Raw genomic sequence first — 17,448 nt, forward strand, 5'->3', positions numbered from 1 at the left:
CAAAGGGTCCATTGACCTGGGATGCTTCTTCCGTATGTTATCAAACGCTCCGAGAATGAATCCTTCCCACAAAAGATGACGGCTGTTACTTATCCCTGAATTCTTGCATCTTCCTAAGCTTTGGGCACCGGGATCCTAAGGGCATTCGTCTATAAAGCTCCTGCCAGCTTGCGGGAGGTCAGCCGGTAGGTGGTCGGAGACATCCCCAGCTTGGCCGTAAACTGTTTGATGAAATAAGTATCATACTCAAACCCCGTGGCACGGGCAATTTCAATCAGGCTCATATCGGTATGGGTCAGAAGGTCACGCGAAACCTTTAACCGATAGGCAATCAGGTAACCCATCGCCGTATTTCCGCACCTTTCCTGAAACCGTTTATTCAGCGATACACGGTTCAAATGGGCGCAATCCGTTAGTTCCTGCAAGGCAATCTTTCGCGAGTAATGCGTATGGATGTAATCCAGCACGGCATCGACGGGCGAGTGCTCCCTCTGCTGATTCAATTCCTCGAGCAGGCCTAAAATCTGGATCAGGTATCTTTTGATCCTGCACACCCAAAGGGAGTCGCTTTGAGCTTGAACCTCCGTGCCCAGCACAAAAAACCATTCAAATAGCAGCGGATAAGCCGTTTCGGTTATACGGGGTGCACCATAACAACCCTGCTCTCGTTGAAATAGGGAAAGGCCTGTATGAATCCTTGGCACTGCCGGAAACGACTTTGTTTCAGAAAGAACAGTCGAGTTCAAAAAGTCCAGATGAAAGCTGAATGATTGGGCAGCAATGCTGCATTTTTCCGTTATCTCCACCTTATCCCCGTCTGCCAGACAAAGAATTCCGGGGGCGCTTATCGATACAGGTCGCTCGTTGAGAGTACCTTGAAGGCTTCCGGACGTAATAAAAATCAGCGTAAGCCGCTCAGGATAAGGCAGTTCCGTAAAATTCTCTACTGGAGCAAATTCTATGTTCACTGTCCGGTTTTTGTATCGGTCTATTTGAGGCATCTTGGTCATCCACCTATCAAATTGTATAGTTAAATGCTTCATTTATAACAGTGTATCATGCCGGCACGAAGGATATAATGGCGTTGTGAATCCACAGGAAAAAGGAGGAGCAGCGTTATGGCTGTTGAACGATTTCACATTCATGTCTCTGATGAAGTCCTTGATGACCTGCAAGACAGGCTGCACCGTGTCCGCTATCCGGATCAGCTGGAAAACGCCAATTCCCATTGGGAACGGGGGACGAATCTGCAGGCTTTAAAATCGCTCATCTCGTATTGGAAGGACCATTATGACTGGCGCGCCCAGGAATCGGTCCTTAACCGGCTGTCCCAGTACCGCTGTCAAATCGACGGAATCGATGTACATTTCGTCCATGAACGCGGGAAAGGTTCCGAACCTTTGCCTTTAATTCTCACCCACGGGTGGCCGGACAGCTATCTGCGTTATCAAAAAATCATCCCACTGCTGACCGATCCGGCCAGCTATGGAGGAGACCCTGCGGATGCTTTTGATGTCATCGTCCCTTCGTTACCCGGCTTCGGTTTCTCCGGCCGTCCCGCGCATGCCGGCGTAAACAATTTTCGAGTCGCCGAAATGTGGGCTAAACTCATGACGGAGGAATTAGGTTATGACCGGTTTGGTGCCGCCGGCGGCGATATCGGCTCGGGCGTAACCCGCTATCTGGCTTCCAGCCACCCCGGACAGTTAGTTGGCATACACCTGACGGATATCGGCATCATCCGGGATCTTATGGCTGCGCCGGAGCCGGACAAACTTTCCGAAGAAGAGCGCCAATACAGGAAAAACGCCGCAGAATGGATAGCCAAAGAAGGCGGTTATATGACGCTGCAATCGACACGTCCGCAGACGCTCGCATACGGCCTTTCCGATTCTCCGGCAGGTTTAGCGGCCTGGCTCATGGAGAAATTCCGGGCCTGGAGCGATTGCGGCGGCGACCTCCTGAACACGTTTAGTTCGGATGAACTGATTACCCATATTATGATTTATTGGGTTACCAACACGGCAGGCTCATCAGCCCGGATGTATTATGAAAATGCAAATACATTGCCGCCGCTGGCCCGTATAGAAGTCCCGACGGGGCTGGCCTTGTTCCCGGCAGATATTCTGCTGCCTCCCAAGGCTTGGGCTTCCCGCAGCCTGAATATTACCCGCTGGACTCCGATGCCCCGCGGAGGCCATTTTACCGCCTTGGAAGAACCCGAGGCGTTGGCCGAGGATATCCGCGCCTTTTTCCGGCCGCTTAGGAACAAGAAAATTCGTCCGTGACAAAATATTGTTAGATACCGAAACACGGTAATGATCCGCTTTCCCGCGCCGTCTGTCTGCAACATATGCATCTAAACGCCAAATCCCCTCTGAAAGTAAAGTCATCTGGGATGGATGGTGAGCATCAGCCCGTTAGCTTAAATGATATCTCGGTAAAATTAGTTTTTTGACTGATCAATGGTACAATGTACACTTATCCTCAGCTCAAAAAAGTTATAAACCGTCTATTTAGCTAGATTTCATGGTAATTCGCTTTTGGCATGAGGTATGATTTTTCAAATTGCTAATGTTTAGATAAACATTTAATCAGAAATGCCACATTATTCTTGTCCCTCGACACCCGTTTATCATGTTAATGACGGATTAATAATGTAATCTTCTCCTAATTTAAGACGACCTTGGTCCTGCACAAAACAGGATCAAGGTCGGTTTCTTTGATTATAGCTGCAAGAAAATCTTATACAGAACCTGAGCTGCTTCTGCTCTGGTTGTCGTTCCGTCAGGACTCAAGATGACATTGCTTCGCCCGTTTATGAAACCCATTTTGACCATTGCATCCATGTCATCGATTGCGTACTTTGCTACATTTGCCGCATCTGTAAATCTATTGAGATCCTCAGCTGTACGGGTCTGCTCGGTTTTGCCCACTGCCCGCAAAGCCCGCATGGTCAGCACAGCCAAATCTTGTCTAGCAATGTCCGTTTCCGAATAGAAGCTGCCGTTCGAGCCCAGGGCGATCCCGAGTGCTTTCGCGATTCCGATTTCCTCATAGTAGAGGTCTGTTCGCTTTATATCACTGAAGGTGGTGTTGAACTCTGCTTTGAGATCCAGTGTCCTTACCAACCAAGCTAGATACTCACCTCTTGTGACCTTTTGTCCGGGACTAAAGCTTGTTGCCGATGTCCCGTCGATGAATCCTTTGGACGCCATGGTTTCAACCGCTGGTGCGTACCACGAATCCTTGATGACATCATTGAAGAACTTCTTCGTATAAACAACTGCATATTCACCTGTGTTTGCCGCTGGAAAAACCATGGCTTGTAGAGCACTGTCGTATTTGCCATTCAGCAGCTGAACAATCGTACTGTTTGCAGCCAAGTACGAAACTGTAAGGTATTTGGAATTGGCCAATTCTTCAACATCAGGAGCATAAAGCACTCTGATTTCAGCCGGTGCATTCAGGGCTACCGTTTCTACTCCATCTAATTGGACAGCGAATACAATAACAGGTCTGCTGGCTGTCACTGATTTTACATCTGAATGAAGCTTTACTGTATCTAGCCGACCTAGTGACAGTTCTACACTCTTGGCACCTGATGTATACTTCAGCATATTAGAAGGTACGGTAACGGTTCCAAATTCCGTGTTAATCTCGATCTTGATGTTGGCATGCTCTGCGGTTAGTGCAGCGGCAGGAAGCTCAACCGCATAGGCATTTGCTCCCTCTGCTTTCGGTATTTCCACTATGAGCGTTTTAACATTACTGCTATTCGCCTTTACATGCTCCAGAGCCTTATTAAGGTCTTCCTGCCGGATGGGTGCTCCTTTAGCTTTACCGGTTTTGGTATCCGTCTTTGGTGCCACAATCTTAATCCAATTCCCTTCGACTTTTATGCTTTCAGGAGTCGGTGAAGGTGCGATGACTGACACAGGTGCATCCGTTGACGGCTGTGTTTCCGTAGGCTTCGGATTGATGACTGGATTGCTGATAACGACAGTAAGGGATTGGCTCGCATAATGAGTTGCCGTTTCTTTATATCTTACTTCGTAGACTCCGTTACCAAGACCTGTAACCTCTGTGCCTGTGATCGCATTCCAGCTGCCAGCGTCCCCACCCACTTGCCGGTATTCCATTCCAGGACTTACACCAGTGATCTTGCCGTCCTTGGCCCCAGATGCACTGACATTTACAGTCTTGACCTCTGCATTGGACGGGGGATTTTGCTCCTGCTTGGTTCCGTCAGGCACAACGATCAGGATCGCAGGACTTGGATTGCTCAAATCCGTTCCGGCGTACCGGAGCTCGTAGCTGCCAGCCTCCAGTCCTTCAATGCTGGTTCCACTAGCCGGCATGTAACCACCTTGATCCGCCTTTCGGTACTCCATATCAACAGTCACATTTTCAATTCTGCCATCATTTCCGCCTGCCGCTGTAGGCGGTGTAATGACGAGTCCTTCCGCTGTTGGTGCCTCTCTGTCTGCCTTGGCTTCATTGCGAATGTCCACGGTTACCGGCGGGCTTGCCTTTAGGATGTCTGTGGCTGCATACCGGATCTGATAACTGCCGGGCTCCAGATCGCTAATACTCGAACCTGTAACAGGCGTGTAGTCCTCTTCGCCCAGCTTCCGGTATTCCATCGTATCATCCAAACCCTCAATTATGCCTTTTATACCGGTATCCGAATTGGCGTGTGAGATCACCCACCCACTCGCATCGGGTGCAGCCTGCTCCTGTGTCTGCCCTTCCGGTATAACGACTTCCTTATCCGGGCTGGCGCTCAGCGAACCAGTCTTCATATACCGGACATAATATTTACCGGCGGTGAGACCTGTGACCTCAATTCCTGCAATTGCTGTATATTCTTCTTCGCCTTCCTTCTTATACTCCATTTCTGTTGTCACACCGATCAATTTGCCGTCATCTCCATGGAGAACGGACGGGGCCACCCCGACCGGTGTTACTGGAGCCTCACGATCAGGACTGGATCCGGCCTGGAGAACTTCCCATTCCCATAGGCCAACACCGTTATCGCCTGCCTGTGATTGCTTGGTCAGGGTTACCCGCAGTGCCTTTACATTCATCACCGGATCAAACGTGTACGGATTGGAGGATTCCGCCGGAGTATGTTCAACCACTTTGATTCCCTCCGTAACCGTTCCCGCAGTTACCCATTCATCAGTTGCGCTATCCGCCGGGATATAGGAATATACAATTTGGGTAGGCGGCTTGATTCCGCCGGCATCTGACCACAGCACCAGATTCGAACTCCGGATAGATGCACCCTGCGGCCATTCATATTGCACCCACTCCTCTGCGCCTTCATGACCCCAGGTTCCCCAATGCGAAATGTTGTTGCCATCTTTCTTTCCGTCGTTTACTGCTGCCAGACTCTCCCAAGGAGAGGTATAGCTGGAAGAAGCATTTGCGAGGAAGGCCATATTGCCGTCTCTCGGACTGAGCAGACGCAAATCCATCAGCAGCTTCTCAAGCGCCAGGGTAACTTCTTCGTCTGTGGCATTCATATTCTTGATCACAGCAGAAGCATCTGTCTTCGACGCTTCGATTGGCGCAAGGCCAGGATCTGCAAGGTTTGAAGCATTTAATGTATTTACATAGTTATAGACCTTGATCAGTTCTGACTTATCTACCGCTCCGGTATAGCCGTATACCTTCCATTCCAGAATACCGCTGCCATTAACGGAAGGCTTCATGTCCATACGAACACCTGTAATATAGGCGGGCTCAAAGGTAGTCGTATTGTATTTATTAAGTTCATTGCCCAATCCCTTTATGTCCCGCGGGGTGTACCATTTTCCATCTTCGCCGCGAAGCATAAGCTGCATATCCTTCGGACGGAAGTTCCCGCCGTTGTCTTGAAATACATATACATCCATGGATGAGGCCAGGAATGGCTGATCCCATTCATACGTCACCCATGCCGGATCTCCTTCTCTACCCCAGTTATGCCATGCACTGTTGGGGGCACCTCGGTTCGGAGAGAAATCTGCCGAGCTTTTAGGTTCAATGCCGTTATTCATCGCTTCCGGATAACCGTCGCCACCAGAGAAGCTGGCGGAAGCCTTGGCTGTCAGCGCCGCATTTTGCAGCTCAGTATTCACGACATGGACGGTAGCCCGAACCTCCAAAGCACTGCCAACGACGTTTCCTTTGGCTTCGAATTGGCCTGCACTAGCATAGCTGCTTGGATCAATGGCATCCCAAGTGATTTCCTGCTCCAGATACCCGTCCTCTGATAAAATATAGATTTGTCCAGGAAGTTCTGGTTCAATATCCTTCTTGGTAACAACGCTAAGTGCCCGGTAAACGTCAACGGTATCTTCCTTGATCTCTATCGTTACATCCTTGCTGGCCTTCTTGTCTCCGTCTGCCGCACTGAAGGTAAACGTGTAGGTACCTGCCTTGCTTACACGTGCATAGGCCGCTGTTTTGTCACCATCCACAAAGGAAATGTCCGCTGAACCTTCGGGCTTTTGCTTAATGGCCCATGAGTACTTCAACTGGGGTTCTTCTTCCTCGCTATGCACAGGATCGGGAATGGCCTCCCCGGACAATACCACGATACTGTTATTGCCAACATCCTGAACCGCAGACACTTGGCCAATTGCTGGAGGTTGTTTCTCCGGCGGTAAGGCCAGCTCGAAGTTTACTTGGTTAGAGCCCGTCAGTTGTCCATCACTTGCGCTAAGCATAACCGTATAAGAGCCTTCTTTGGTACCCGTAGCCTGTGTAATGCTTGCTTTCGGATGAGTAAAGGTGAGCTTGCCGCCATCCGGGGCGCTGACCACTTCCCATTGGTAAGACAGAGTCCCTTCAGGCGCGCCATCATCGGTTACAATCCCATTCAGCATAAATGGAATCAACGCCTGTGGATGTTGTGTCGCCAGCTCTGCAATAATTTGCGGAGCTTCATTTTCACCGCCAGCTGACTTTTCAATGATCAATTCAGCACGCTGCACGCTACCCATCTGAAACATGGCAACGCCTTCATTGTTCTGAACATAGAACTGTCCGGCAGCTGCACCATTCAGCTTCATGGTATAGTATCCGTTCTCCATCCCCACTCCATCGAACAAAATCCGTGAAGTATGCTCTTTCCCTGATGGATTCAGGAGCTGAAGTGTAAAACCGTTACCATCTTTTTGAATTTGCGCGCTTTCTATTTTATCGCTTTCCAGCTCCAAATAGATTTTCTCATCGATCAGATTGATCCGCTTGCCGAAGCCGTCTTTCGGCGTAATGTTGTAGCTGTCTCCTTCGTCAGTCACCAGCGCTCCATAACCGAACAGCCCAAATACGGGATCAGTCACAATATCGGAGCTGATGCTGAGAAGGGAACCATAGAGGCCTTCTTCCGATTCGCCTGAAAAATCATTCCAGCCGTTACTCATGACGCGTGAGCCACCATCGTATACGTCCTTCGTGCCTGTGCCTCCTTTATACATCGAATATCTCCAAGAGGTGCTGCCAACGGAATTAGCCGAAATCTGTCCCATATTGACGGCGTTAAAGTTCGAAATCTTCGCGGCATAATTGCGCTGCTGTGCAATTGCCTTCTGCTCCACTGATCTGCCATCATTCTCATACCTAAGCCAGTCATCCATAATGTATCCTGCTAAAGACGCCGTATATTGAAAATTCCACCAGCCTTCACCGCCGCGGAAGACGGGCACGGAATAATGGAACCAGGTAGGCTGAATCCCGCGCATGGCACGTGTTTTCCAATCGGCCATTTCCATACTTTTCTCAGCTGCACCTGTAAGAGAGTCTGCTGGATAGTACGTGCGCAGAGCCTTCGCTGATGCATAAGCCCCTTCTTCACCAGTATTGTCATATTCAAATTCCGAGCCGTAAGGATAAGTGGCTCTAGTCATATTCCGTCCCTTGTCGAGGGCGAACTTCTTCTGCAGATTGGCTGACTCGGTCTGCATCCCCTCTTCCTTCAGTGCTTCAATCATATCCGGAATTTGCTGCTCGCCGTAGAATCCGATGGCTCCGGTGGAAACGCGCTTATAGTAGATGTTATAAGCTTTCTCCAGATAAAACTGAGGTGATTCCCGGTACTCGATCAGATTAGGATAAGCCTTCTGAATCCGGTACATGTTGAAAAATCCGGTAGCTTCCATGATTTCGGAGAACGTACGTGTATAAGGCTTATCCTTGTCGGTGTACGCTCCAGAATCTTTCAGCCAGTTCGCAACGATATAGCTATCCTGCGTATTCTTCATGTATCGTTCCCACATGAAGTCGATCAGGTATGTCTCGATAGATCGAATTTCATCGGGGTTGGGAGCCAGATAGTTCTTCATCGTCATGAAATTAATGTTGTCATGGCTCCAGTCATCTCCCCAGTGGTTTGTGTTGAGATCCATGCCGCTTGAAAGATACCAGTCGAAATAGTTCCCGTAAGTTGGACTTTCCGGGTTGTTATCCTGTGTTTGCTCAACCATGAATTCGGAATGCGCATCCGAGATTGCATCCAGCTCGGCCAGAACATTGAACTCAAATTGAGTGAATTTATCTACCCATTCGTTGCCGTCCTTCAGCTTATATTCGATACGCACGCTGTTGTTGCCGATCGAATCAAACTGAAGTGAATAGATATGATGCTGTTCACCATTTACGATCTTGGTCTCCACAAACTCAACCGACTCGTTGTAACCGGGGTTTCCGTCAGGCAGTCCACGTCCGGCCCGCGAGTTGTCAACCATTTCCTTTCTGCTCTTCCCAGGTTTGATATCCGGAATATGCGCTTCGTCAAACGGATCATTCTCTGCCACATTTTGAATATCGATGGATTGTACATCAACGATACTGTCGTCATAGTGCAGGTCCAGCTTGACAGGCATATTGATGGCTGTCTGGAAGCCCGGCACCGCTACGGCATCAATCATGCCTGATTTATACAGGATGGACCGGAGATTGGCTTCACGGTCTTCCATTGAAGTCGAACTGTTATTAGGGCTTTGGGCGCTCTCCTGCGGCGTATTGTCGCCTCCACGGACTGCTGAAAATTTGAACTTATACGTCTTGGACTCATCCGGGCCTAGGACGAGGCTGGAAGCATCCGTAAAGTATCCGCGTCCCGTTTTCTGGATTTCTTTGGAGTGGATATAGAGCACGTTCAGCCCCGGATACCAGCCGCCACTGTCTCCTGTCCAGTTTCTAAAGGTGTCTGCAGCACGCCGCTCTCCTGCCTCATGCATCCAATAATCCACATACTCGATTCGAGCGCCGCTTTCCGGCACCGGAGTGAAGAGCATGAAGTTTCCCTCACCACTGGTGCGGATGGCATAAGAATATCCACTGTCAGCACCTGCGAAATTATGCACCGTCACACGGTCATCATAGGTATCGGATAAGGTCTGGTATTTGTTGTTCCAGGGCATGGGCAAGCCGATATCCCCGAATTCGATATACTGATTGCTCTTGTTCTTCAGCGTAATCTCCCAAAGCATTGAACCGTCATCGGTCTCCATATCAAAAACGGATTTCACATCGAAGCCCTTCATTACCCGCTGGTCTGTAGAGTCCAGATTCTGTCCAATAAAGTTGACTTCTACCTTCTTGCCGTCTGCTGATGCTGTCTTGTTGATGTAGGGGTTATCCGGATTAATCGTTGAATATTGTGTAGATCCCCCGGCAGCCAATGTTTTATTGGTATCCACTTCTACAAAGCCGTCCCTGTTGTCAGGGAATTGTTCATTGGCACCCGTACGGTAGGAGAAGATCATTTCCCCCATCCATTGGTGCTGGGTACCATTCTGCGGCGATGTAGTGTTAGGCAGAACGAAATTGATCGGCTCCCCCTGTTTATTCGTAGGATTGTTGTTGATATAGAGCTCTTCAATCTGGCCTAAGTCGCCGACTTTGGCCGACAGGCTGGCATTGGAGATAGCGGTCTTGACTGCAGCCGCCGCAGCCTTAGGCAAAGCACTAACCTGTAGCGGCAGACTTGGAATAGCCAGGAGCAGCGCGATCATAAGCGGCTTCCACTTCTTCGAAATCATTGTCATTATAACCTCCTGTATACATGTGATCATATCCATTAGGGGTTTAATTCTCTTAAAACCGGTAAGTATAGTTTCTTACACGAAATACCTTTGACCGATCAATCGAAAAATGACGTTCATGCTTTCGTCTAAAGTAGAATCTCTAAGTCGTTTGTTAAGATATCGAATCCTATAACCGTTATTCCACATACGTGGAACTTACATCGTTTAGCACCCCTTCAGATGATGATAGAATGCCCCACCTTCTAGTTCGACGCAGAGGCAATAAAAATAAGACAGAAGCTTGCGACCTCCATTTCGTCAATAGAGGGATTTTCTTTTAACCTTTCACCCCGCCAACCGTGAGACCTGAGATAAAGCAGCGCTGAAAGGCACCCACATGGTAATCGATACCACTGCAGCCACTCAGAGCCATCACTACAACAAGAGGACATACCCCTAACCATACCTGCATTTTCTTCATGTGCAATCCCCTTCCCAAGGTTGTAATCCTGAATCCGTTTAAGGCTAGAAACTGAATTTCGTAAGCGCTTTATTTTCTATGTTACTTTCTGTATCCTAAAAAATAAATGCTCGATGCCAACATGAATTTTAAATATTTCAACCTGTTCGGAGGTGCCGGATTGGACTCGCCCGAGGGAGCTTAACGCCGCAACTGTTAGCCGTCGTAGACAGCTGCCGATCTCCGCGCCCCGCGTATCCGGAGAGGACTAGGATGGCGGAACTGCTGCGCAAACCGGCGTATCAGTCTATAACTTTATTTACTCGGTATAAAACATTATTCTGCAGTCTACTAGTTTATTTGCTTTGAACTGTCGTAGGGAATAAGCAAAAGCCGAACCCGTCTTTTGAACAGGGTTCGGCTTTCTTATTTACGTGCCGGAAGCTAGGTGCATGTATCCTTTGTTTACTGGTATTTTGCGTACTCATCTTTTAACCAGAGCTTATTGTTCTGCACGATGTATTGCTCAGATTCAGTTGATGTTTCACCTTTATTAATACATGACCACCCGTGTTTAACCTCTCATCGTGTCAGTTGTCCATAACAATGTGAACATTTTCATGTATTGTTGTACTTAATGAAGTTTTAAGTGCATGTGATCAATGTTTAGATATACATCAAATCGGCAATCGGGCTAACCCTGGTTAGCTTTCCATGGCATATCTTCAAGGTTAACGCCAAACTTCTTTTCTACCTCAAGAATAATCGCCCCATCATCATTTTCCGTAATTCTATGACCCAGCAATACAGGGAATTTTTCGCTTGAGAATTTTTTTACCAACGATTCAGCTTCTTCCCGGCTAGGAACTTCAAATGTTTCAACGGTTTTAAGCAATTTCATGTTATTATTTCCTCCTTCTATTCCTAACAAATAGTCTGTTGTAACTCGGAAATACCTTGCAATTAAGGGCAGCATTTCCAAGTCAGGATAATTAGCGGATGTCTCCCATCTTGAAATTGTCTGAACCGAAACGGCTAGAGCATTGGACAGTTGCTCTTGGGTAATACCACTTTTCAACCTTAGTTTTCTGATGATCGAACCAATCTTCATGTTTGCACCCCTAAAGCGAATTTCTTACGTTACATTTAGATTTTACTGTTCAAGGAAATGTATAACCAGAACTTAAACCGAGAACAAACTTAACAAGTATGTTATGTTAAGATTGAATTAATCGGCTCGTTATCGCAACGAAGGCAGCCGATCTTTGTGGTCGGCTGTCTTCGGGGCATCATTAAGCTATATTTCACCCGACAGCTTAACCGTCAAGTTCAGCGACTTCAATGGGAATATGTCCTTGTCCCTCGACATTCTTCCAGCCCCTACTATTTCTCCTCACGGAAATGGAGGATGAAAAAAGAAGCTGCAACAAAAGGTCCGGGTAATGCCAAACCTCCTCTTGATGCAGCTTCTTTTGTACTTCTACTCGTTTTGCACAGCGAATTCATAATAACTTTAAGCTTTGCGAAGCATTTGTCTCTCGCTTAGCTGTGAAAGCATATCCTTCGTCATGGCCTTCAAGTCGTAGCGTGCATGAAATCCCCATTCTGTTTTCGCTGCCGTCGCATCAATGGAATGCGGCCAGCTATCGGCTATCGCCTGTCTCTTAGGATCAACGTCATAATCGAGGATAAAGCCGGGAAACTCCTCCCGAATCGCTGCAGCGATCGCCTCCGGATCCACGCTCATTGCGGTGACATTAAATGAGTTTCGGTGAATCAACCGGGAAGAATCCGCTTCCATTAAATCAATGATAGCATTCAGGGCATCCGGCATATACATCATGTCCATGCTTGAGTCTTTGGCGATATAAGATGTATACCGGCCAGCCGTCACGGCTGCGTAATAAATTTCCACCGCGTAATCCGTCGTTCCTCCGCCGGGAGGCGTCATATAAGATATTAAACCTGGGAATCGTAGCCCTCTAGTATCCAGGCCGTACTTGTGAAAATAATAATCACAAAGCAGTTCGCCGGACACTTTGCTCACGCCGTACATCGTATTGGGCCTCTGAATCGTATCCTGCGGGGTATTGTATTTCGGAGTCGTATGGCCAAAAGATCCAATGGAGCTTGGAGTGAACAATCTGCAGCCGAGCTCTCTGGATATTTCAAGTGCATTCATCAATCCGCCCATATTCAAATTCCAGGCAAGCAGGGGTTTCTCCTCTGCGGTAGCCGACAGCAGCGCAGCCAAATGAATGACGGTATCAACTTCGTACCGCTTGGCGATTTCGAACATCGCCTTATCATTCGTCACGTCCAGCAGCTCGAATGGTCCGGATCGGGTAATTTCGTGGGCTGATGACCGGAGATCCGTAGCAACGACGTGATCCGCACCATAAATCTCACGCAATTTAACAACTAACTCAGAACCGATTTGGCCCAGTGCTCCGGTCACCAATATCTTGTTCATAAGACATTCCTCCCGAAATATACTCCCGCGAATGCATCTAAATCAGCTTCATTTCCTTACCAACTTTCTCATAAACGGAGATCACCTGGTCAAGCATCTCCTTGGTATGGGCAGCTGTCGGCATGTTGCGTATTCTACCGGTTCCTTTCGGAACTGTCGGAAACAGGATTCCCTTGGCGTAAACGCCTTCTTCATAGAGCCGTTTGCTGAACTGTTGGGTGGTTACTTCATCGCCAATGATACAAGGTGTAATCGGCGTTTCGCTTTGGCCTACATCATATCCAAGCCGGCTCAAGCCATTTTTCAAATGATTGCCGTTCCCCCACAGCTTCTCGATCAGCTCTTTGTCATTCATCAAAATGTCGATAGAAGCGCTACAAGAAGCGATTGCAGCCGGAGGTAGCGATGTCGAGAACAGAAACGGACGGCTTCTTAGCTTCAACCATTCGATCAGTTGTTTTTTACCCGCCACATAACCGCCGACAACGCCGATCGCCTTGGAAAGAGTACCAATTTGAAAGTCAATGCGGTCGGACAATCCAAAATGCTTTACGGTTCCCGCACCTGCTCCGAGAACGCCCGAACCGTGGGCATCATCCACATAAGTAATCAGATCGAATTCTTCTGCTATTTTCACGATTTCGGGCAGCTTTGCTATATCACCATCCATGGAGAAAACCCCGTCGGTGATGACCATAATTTTATGGTACTGACCGGATTCCTTGGCCTCTTTCGCCTGCTGTCTTAAATCATTCATATCCGAATGCTTAAAGCGAATCACCTTGGCTCTCGACAGGCGGCACCCATCAATAATTGAAGCGTGGTTCAGCTCATCGGATAAAATCGCATCATGCTGGTCCATTACCGCGGATATAGCAGCCATATTACAATTAAATCCCGATTGATACACGATAACGGCTTCCGTTTTTTTGAAACGGGCCAGTTTTTCTTCAAGCTCAATATGAAGATCCATCGTACCATTAATTGTTCTCACAGCCCCTGCGCCTGCCCCATATGTCTGCGCCGCCTTAACTGAAGCATCAATCAGGCGGTCATCTGTTGCCAGTCCCAAATAGTTATTAGAAGACAAATTGATTAGGGACTTTCCGTCGATACGAATAACAGGACCATTTGCACCCTGCAGCGTATCGATGACGTTATATAGACCTTTAGTCTTTAGATTTTCGATGTTCGAACTTAAAAATTGGTCCAATGCTCGACTTGACATTCGATTCCCTCCTTGATATACGTTTGTACTCGTACAGGAGACATGAAATTCTGCTAAAAACCTTTTTATAAAAGGGTTTAGACTAATTTCAATGTAGCATCTTTTTTATTTTTTGTACACATGTGAAGGACAAAAAATAAAAAATCCGCAAATAAACATAGCGATTGCTTCCCCCTCCCCGGAAGCAATCGCTACTGAATCCTTGTTTGTATTTTTTGCTGCTCGGTAACTTCTTGTGCAGCCATTATTTCTTTTGCTTATTCCTTTACATCATTCGATTTACCCGAATTCAAACGGTATTCTTCCGTGGCAAACGTAATAAGCTGACTCCGTACGGAAGCACTTGCCGAGGTTAGGCTCTCCTGACCGCTATAGTTCCATAGCTACAAACTCCTTAAGGTGCTAGCATTCCCCATGCCATCAGCACTGTTCGGATCATCATGTTCGCCTGCAGCACTCGGAACAAAAAGTTGTACCGATAACATAAAAAAGCCGCTATAATTATAGCGACTTCAACCGGACTATATTCTTGTCCGATAGCATCCCAAGCATACAGAGCGACGGCTGTGAAATGTTTCCCTCCGGTGTCTTATCGATGTTTAGGATGACAGATGGATAGCTTCTCCCGGATCAAGGACGACCCCTACTCCATCCTCAAGGAGCGAGGCGAAGTAATAGGGGTCTTGTTGAATGTACGGAAACGTATTGAAGTGGATCGGCACAACTTGTTTGGCTTGAAGCCAATCTGTGGCTACGGCCGCGTCTTCCGGGCCCATCGTATGGTTGTCGCCAATCGGGAGAAAAGCCAGGTCAATGTCATTGCGTTCCCCAATCACTTTCATGTCGTAAAAAAGGCCCGTGTCACCTGCATGGTATATTGTTTTGCCTTCGGCGGTGAACAGAATTCCGGTAGGCATTCCCGTATAGATAATGGTTCGGGTCTCCGGGTTAACATAACTGGAGCTATGGAAAGCCTGAGTCAGCTTCACTTTACCAAAGTCGAAGTGGACTGTACCTCTTTGAGGAAATTAATCGTCTTGGCAGAATCCCATAATTGATTGTTCTCCATACCTCCCATGAGAGATTTCTTCTCTGAAGGTACGTCTGGGAGATTCACTTTTTTCCCATCGACTTTGGCAACCAGATAACGTTCCCGTTAGTTTAATAGGTTAACATAAAACTAAAATCCATGCTCTGTTACTCTTTCAAGCCACTCACACATAAGAGACTCAAATAACAGAGGCTGTTCAATCTGAAGATTATGGCCTGCTCGGTCTAGAACAGCAAAGGTTGCTCTAGGATAATTGTCTAAAATTCTAAAAGCATCTTTGTAACCAACGACTGCATCTTGTCGCCCAAGAGTAAATACGGTTGGTTTATCGAAAACTAATTCATCGATATTTTTGGAAAATCCATAGTTTCTTTGAAGCTTACTAAGAAAATCGTAGTCAGCGATCTTACAACCGGCAATGATCTCCTCAGAATACCTTTTCCAATTATACTCATTGAGAACGACTTGATTTGCGCTAAAATCACTTATTTGCTCTTCACTTAAGGTGTCCAAAAACTCGCGATCACGATGAACAACCAAATGCTCGGGGACTTTCCTTCTTTTGTGATCGGGAATAATTAATGGACAAATCAGTGCAGCGCCACCAATACGATCTTTATGTTTATTAATTATTCCTCTTGTAATATATCCGCCGTATGATTCGCCTGCTATGAGATAATCCTGATTTGGGATGAGAGTTTCAATAAAATGTATAACTGCTTCCAGCATATCATCTGAATTACATATTTGATCGTAATCCTTTGTTTGCCCCATTCCAGGCAGGTCAAGATAAATGCGACGCCAACCGGGGATCTTTTCAAATATCGGTTCCATACATCCACTCATTAATCGATGGTCTGGCGAAAAACCGTGGATCATTATTATCGGTTTGCCTGTACCCATTTCCTCGTAATATATACTGGCATTCTTAACTTTACAATATGGCATACAGACTCCTCCAATTAACTATGTATAACTTGCTTAAATGAAGAAAAATCTTCATTGTTTAATCAAGCAGTTCTCCGTTTCCGTTACGTTGTGATTATACCCTCACATATTGCACATGTAAAGAACGTACGTTCCTGAATTCTTGTTTCTAGAGGCAGCTAGTGAAACTCCATTCCCAGTCAGCTTCATCTAAACCGGTTCCTACACTACATTGAAGTAAAGATTCCCGTTAGCTTGAATGAAAGATCGTGTTCTTTTTTTCGTGCTAATTTCTTATCTGATGGGAATCATAATATGTTCGGAGGTGATCTTTGACCTACACGTTTACCTGCTGATGATGCCGTCGATTGACCTGTCCTTTAAATGAAACTATACTATTTAGCAAAGAAGGTGAGTAGATTGAAACAAATAAGTAGTCGCTTTTCGATGGCAGTCCATATTCTGTCCATGATCTCGCTGGACCCTCTATATAGTACAGGCGATCGAATTGCCCGCAGCATCAATAGTAACCCTGTAGTCATTAGAAGGATTATGGCCCAGCTCAAAAAAGCAGGTTATATTGAAACAAAACCAGGAGTTGCGGGGGCCTCTCTTCTGATATCTCCTGAAAAATTAACCCTACTGAATATCTTCCAAGCAGTCGAATCTGTGGATGGAAATCAGCTTTTCAAAATTCACAAGGATACTGACCCAAATTGTTCTGTAGGAATGAACATTGAATCCATTCTATTACCCCAACTCTCTAATGCACAGAAGGCTATGGAACATGAACTAGCTTCTGTTACCTTAGCTCAGATTGTAGAGCAACTACGGATAAAGGCAAATGTAAAATAAAGCTACTCCATTAGAGGAGTAGCTTTATTTTACATTTTTTTGATTTGCGCCAAGTCAAACAGAAGCTTGCGAAGGCTCAACATATTCAATAAAACTACCATCAGGATGTCGAACAAAAACGCTTGGACCAATAGGACCATGCTGATCTCTTACGATAAGGGTATTTTGTTTTTTTAATTCTATCTTCAATTCGTTCATGGAATCAACATACACCACTGCACGGAGTGATCTAGCAGGCTCCAAGGCCTCCGGACTTCCAGATACAATGACGTAAGGATATACTGTGACTAAAGATAAGCCAGCCTCGGGAATATTCCACGTACGATCCATAGATCGGTTTGCAAGAGATTCATAATATGCAACGGTTGATTCCAATTGCTCGGTAAAAACGGGTATAAAATGATTTATGATTTTCATGTTAACCTCCAGTTT

The 17,448-nt window shown here is 46.7% G+C and carries 9 protein-coding genes and 1 pseudogene; 2 read left to right on the top strand and 8 right to left on the bottom strand.

Translation table 11 applies throughout. The features are described 5' to 3' along the window. Positions 1-149: 149 nt before the first annotated feature. Positions 150-1,001: an AraC family transcriptional regulator gene (locus MKY59_RS15935; protein ID WP_339272256.1), complete on the bottom strand. Its 852-nt coding sequence runs from the start codon at positions 999-1,001 to the stop codon at positions 150-152. Between the two features lie 117 nt (positions 1,002-1,118). Between MKY59_RS15935 and MKY59_RS15940 the strand changes: the two genes are divergently transcribed. Continuing rightward, on the top strand, positions 1,119-2,288 hold the full coding sequence (locus MKY59_RS15940) for an epoxide hydrolase family protein (RefSeq protein ID WP_339272258.1): 1,170 nt from the start codon (positions 1,119-1,121) through the stop codon (positions 2,286-2,288). Between the two features lie 438 nt (positions 2,289-2,726). Here MKY59_RS15940 and MKY59_RS15945 read toward each other — a convergent pair whose 3' ends face one another. The 6 genes and pseudogenes from MKY59_RS15945 to MKY59_RS15970 all read right to left on the bottom strand — a co-directional run bounded on the left by MKY59_RS15945 (position 2,727) and on the right by MKY59_RS15970 (position 16,182). Then, a complete protein-coding gene (locus MKY59_RS15945) occupies positions 2,727-10,043 on the bottom strand; it encodes a DUF5695 domain-containing protein (protein ID WP_339272260.1) in 7,317 nt (2,438 codons plus the stop codon). A gap of 1,133 nt (positions 10,044-11,176) precedes the next feature. Beyond that, complete coding sequence (locus tag MKY59_RS15950; protein WP_236412798.1) at positions 11,177-11,593, bottom strand: helix-turn-helix transcriptional regulator; 417 nt, start codon at positions 11,591-11,593, stop codon at positions 11,177-11,179. Between the two features lie 402 nt (positions 11,594-11,995). Then, positions 11,996-12,955 carry an L-threonine 3-dehydrogenase gene (locus tag MKY59_RS15955; protein ID WP_339272263.1) on the bottom strand — a complete coding sequence of 320 codons (960 nt, stop codon included), beginning with the start codon at positions 12,953-12,955 and terminating at the stop codon, positions 11,996-11,998. Positions 12,956-12,992: 37 nt separating this feature from the next. Then, the gene (locus MKY59_RS15960; RefSeq protein WP_339272265.1) at positions 12,993-14,183 is read right to left on the bottom strand and encodes a glycine C-acetyltransferase; all 1,191 of its coding nucleotides are present in this window, start codon (positions 14,181-14,183) and stop codon (positions 12,993-12,995) included. A 599-nt stretch (positions 14,184-14,782) separates the two neighbouring features. Beyond that, positions 14,783-15,187: pseudogene (locus tag MKY59_RS15965) on the bottom strand (metal-dependent hydrolase); the annotation flags it as partial. A gap of 176 nt (positions 15,188-15,363) precedes the next feature. Then, complete coding sequence (locus MKY59_RS15970; RefSeq protein ID WP_236412785.1) at positions 15,364-16,182, bottom strand: alpha/beta hydrolase; 819 nt, start codon at positions 16,180-16,182, stop codon at positions 15,364-15,366. A 390-nt stretch (positions 16,183-16,572) separates the two neighbouring features. On the opposite strand from MKY59_RS15970, the gene MKY59_RS15975 reads away from it, so the two are divergent. Next, the gene (locus MKY59_RS15975; RefSeq protein WP_339272269.1) at positions 16,573-17,016 is read left to right on the top strand and encodes an Rrf2 family transcriptional regulator; all 444 of its coding nucleotides are present in this window, start codon (positions 16,573-16,575) and stop codon (positions 17,014-17,016) included. Between the two features lie 54 nt (positions 17,017-17,070). On the opposite strand, the gene MKY59_RS15980 is transcribed toward MKY59_RS15975, so the two are convergent. Further along, positions 17,071-17,433 (bottom strand): VOC family protein, encoded by a 363-nt coding sequence (locus MKY59_RS15980; protein ID WP_339272271.1) that lies wholly within the window; start codon positions 17,431-17,433, stop codon positions 17,071-17,073. Positions 17,434-17,448: the final 15 nt, after the last annotated feature.

Source organism: Paenibacillus sp. FSL W8-0426, assembly GCF_037969725.1.
GTDB classification, from domain to species: Bacteria; Bacillota; Bacilli; order Paenibacillales; family Paenibacillaceae; genus Paenibacillus; species Paenibacillus hubeiensis.

Excerpts from the sequence above, each read along its gene's own strand:
- MKY59_RS15955 (WP_339272263.1), bottom strand. The coding sequence starts at position 12,955 with ATGAACAAGATATTGGTGACCGGAGCACTGGGCCAAATCGGTTCTGAG.
- MKY59_RS15960 (WP_339272265.1), bottom strand. The coding sequence starts at position 14,183 with ATGTCAAGTCGAGCATTGGACCAATTTTTAAGTTCGAACATCGAAAAT.
- MKY59_RS15935 (WP_339272256.1), bottom strand. The coding sequence starts at position 1,001 with ATGCCTCAAATAGACCGATACAAAAACCGGACAGTGAACATAGAATTT.
- MKY59_RS15980 (WP_339272271.1), bottom strand. The coding sequence starts at position 17,433 with ATGAAAATCATAAATCATTTTATACCCGTTTTTACCGAGCAATTGGAA.
- MKY59_RS15950 (WP_236412798.1), bottom strand. The coding sequence starts at position 11,593 with ATGAAGATTGGTTCGATCATCAGAAAACTAAGGTTGAAAAGTGGTATT.
- MKY59_RS15940 (WP_339272258.1), top strand. The coding sequence starts at position 1,119 with ATGGCTGTTGAACGATTTCACATTCATGTCTCTGATGAAGTCCTTGAT.
- MKY59_RS15945 (WP_339272260.1), bottom strand. The coding sequence starts at position 10,043 with ATGACAATGATTTCGAAGAAGTGGAAGCCGCTTATGATCGCGCTGCTC.
- MKY59_RS15970 (WP_236412785.1), bottom strand. The coding sequence starts at position 16,182 with ATGCCATATTGTAAAGTTAAGAATGCCAGTATATATTACGAGGAAATG.